The following is a 2,351-nucleotide window of genomic DNA, read 5'->3' as shown; positions in this document are numbered from 1 at the left end:
TGTCAGTGCGTCCATATGATAAAACTCCTATACTAGTAAACTAATTTAATTCTACTAGTTTACTATTATACGAGCCGCAAGACAGAATGTCAACTCAATGATTTGCAAGGTTTACAATCGCGTTTTATTCCTCGTGATGCAGCACTTGCTCGGTAATTTTCTGTCCGGTTGGGGTGGCAGCCAGTCCACCCAGACCGGTTTCCCGCAGGCTTGCCGGAAGGGTGTCTCCGACTTCTCCCATCGTATCAATCACTTCGTCAGCCGGAATGTGGGACGTGATACCGGCGAGTGCCATGTTTGCCGCACTGACTGCATTGACTGCGCCAATGACATTGCGCTTGACGCATGGAATTTCCACGAGACCGGCAACAGGGTCACAGACCAGACCGAGAAGATTACCCAGAGACATCGCAAACGCATGGGCACACTGTTCCGCTGTTCCGCCTAAAATATGCGTCAAGGCAGCGGCTGCCATCGCGCTGGCAGTACCGATTTCCGCCTGACATCCACCTTCCGCACCGGCGACATTGGCACGGGTTGCGGTGACCTGTCCAAAACCTGCGGCGATATACAATGCTTGTAAAATCACTTCCGTGTCCAGCTCTTTTTCTTCTGTAAGCGGAATAAGCACGGCAGGAAGAACGCCACAGCTTCCGGCAGTCGGTGCGGCAACGATACGCTTCATACAGGCATTGCATTCTGCGACCTTGAACGCTTCTTCAATGACGCGAAGAAGATAGGTGCCGCCGATGAGCGCACCGGCTTGGGCTGCCAATCGAAGTTTCTCTGCATCACCGCCGATTAAGCCACTGTTGGAGCGGTCAGAAGCACAGTACTGTTCGCTGGATTGCTGCATAGCTTCCCACAGGGCTGCGATTTGTCGATGAGATGCCTCTGGAGAATAATTGTTTTCTTGGCAATCGTCCTCACAGATGACGGTATACAGCGGTTTTTGTGCTGTTTTTGCGGCTTCCAGCATGGAAGCGATACTGGGAAAGCTCATGACGGTTCCTCCTGATTAAAGATCGTAATTTTTTGAATGCCATCAATGTGAGACAGCCATTGTTCAATATCGGTTGGGATAGGCTGGTCGCATTCTAAAATCATGACTGCATAGCCGCCTTGTGCATTGCGGAATAACTGCATCGTTGCAATATTCACATGTCTCTGCATCAAAGCAGAAGTGACAGCAGCGACATGACCCGGCGTGTCCTGATTGTGCACGATGAGTGTGTTGTGCTCACCGGAAAAATTGGCTTCAATGCCATCAATCGAGCTGACGCGGATGCGTCCGCCGCCGATGCTCTCAGCAACGACATCCAGCGTGCGTCCGCTGACGCCGGTCAACTGTAAACGAGCGGTGTTTGGATGTGCATTGCGCAGCTGCACGGTGGAAAATGTGAAGGACAGGCCTTCTTGTTCTGCAATGGCATAGCTGTTTGGAATGCGCAGGTCATCCGGCTGCATTCCGAGCAGACCGGCGATTAATGCACAGTCTGTGCCGTGTCCATGACCCGTGAGGGCAAAGCTGCCGTGCAGGGAAATATCGGCGTGAACCGGTGCTTCACCGAGCAGCTTGCGGGCGGTGAGTCCGATGCGCACGGCACCGGCGGTATGACTGCTGGAAGGCCCTACCATAATAGGACCTAAAATATCAAACAAACGCATGAAAATCCTCCTTAAAGTGTATAATAGATACCACTTTTGGTGCATTTTTACAGAAAATCGCAATAAAATACGTTATTAGACATTATAGCGTCTGCTGACACAAAAAGCAATGCATAAACTAATTGTTTTAGAAAGTGTCTCGATGTTTGACGATGAGCCATGCGCCAATACAAGATACGAAAGGAACTGTTAAAATGACGCCAATGCTGGCGGAAATACCTTGAATGATTTCGATGGCCATGTCGAACAGATTGATGAGCTGCAAATACTCATAGTCATACGCGTAGAACATGACAATGGTATTGATCGAGCCGCCGGCAAACGCGAGAATCAGCGTGTTGGACATGGTACCCATCATGTCGCGTCCTACAGTCATACCGGAACGGCATATTGTTCTTGGACGTAAATCAGATTTTCAATGTCGGATACATTGTAACCGGTGACATGTGTGATTTTGCCAAATATCCACGCGAGCACACCGGCAGCAAGCATACCTAAAATTGTACCGAGAACGGCAGCGGTGGCTTTGGCCGTGAAACCGCCGACCAGATACATTGTAACCAATGTAGTCAGAACAACCACAACAATGGCAGCTAAAATGGGAGACCAGCTGCGATAAATCGCAGGCAGGAAGAACCAAAGAATACTGATAAACGTAAAGACTAGACTGATGACGGAATACA

General features: G+C 49.7%; 2 protein-coding genes and 1 pseudogene. All 3 read right to left on the bottom strand.

Annotated elements, in window-relative coordinates; all coding sequences use genetic code 11:
• Window positions 1-124 precede the first annotated feature (124 nt).
• The 3 genes and pseudogenes from sdaAA to ACR0P9_RS11190 all read right to left on the bottom strand — a co-directional run bounded on the left by sdaAA (window position 125) and on the right by ACR0P9_RS11190 (window position 2,289).
• On the bottom strand, window positions 125-1,003 hold the full coding sequence (gene sdaAA / locus ACR0P9_RS11200) for an L-serine ammonia-lyase, iron-sulfur-dependent, subunit alpha (RefSeq protein ID WP_432620170.1): 879 nt from the start codon (window positions 1,001-1,003) through the stop codon (window positions 125-127).
• The gene (gene sdaAB, locus ACR0P9_RS11195) at window positions 1,000-1,668 is read right to left on the bottom strand and encodes an L-serine ammonia-lyase, iron-sulfur-dependent subunit beta (RefSeq protein ID WP_432620168.1); all 669 of its coding nucleotides are present in this window, start codon (window positions 1,666-1,668) and stop codon (window positions 1,000-1,002) included. The genes sdaAA and sdaAB overlap by 4 nt, the downstream gene beginning before the upstream one ends.
• Before the next feature lie 127 nt (window positions 1,669-1,795).
• Window positions 1,796-2,289, bottom strand: a pseudogene (locus ACR0P9_RS11190) (YibE/F family protein).
• Window positions 2,290-2,351 lie beyond the last annotated feature (62 nt).

The organism is Butyricicoccus sp., from assembly GCF_050872565.1.
Taxonomy (GTDB): domain Bacteria; phylum Bacillota; class Clostridia; order Oscillospirales; family Butyricicoccaceae; genus Butyricicoccus_A.
The sequence above is the reverse complement of the archived record's forward strand: the minus strand, read 5'-3'. Positions and strand labels throughout refer to the sequence as shown.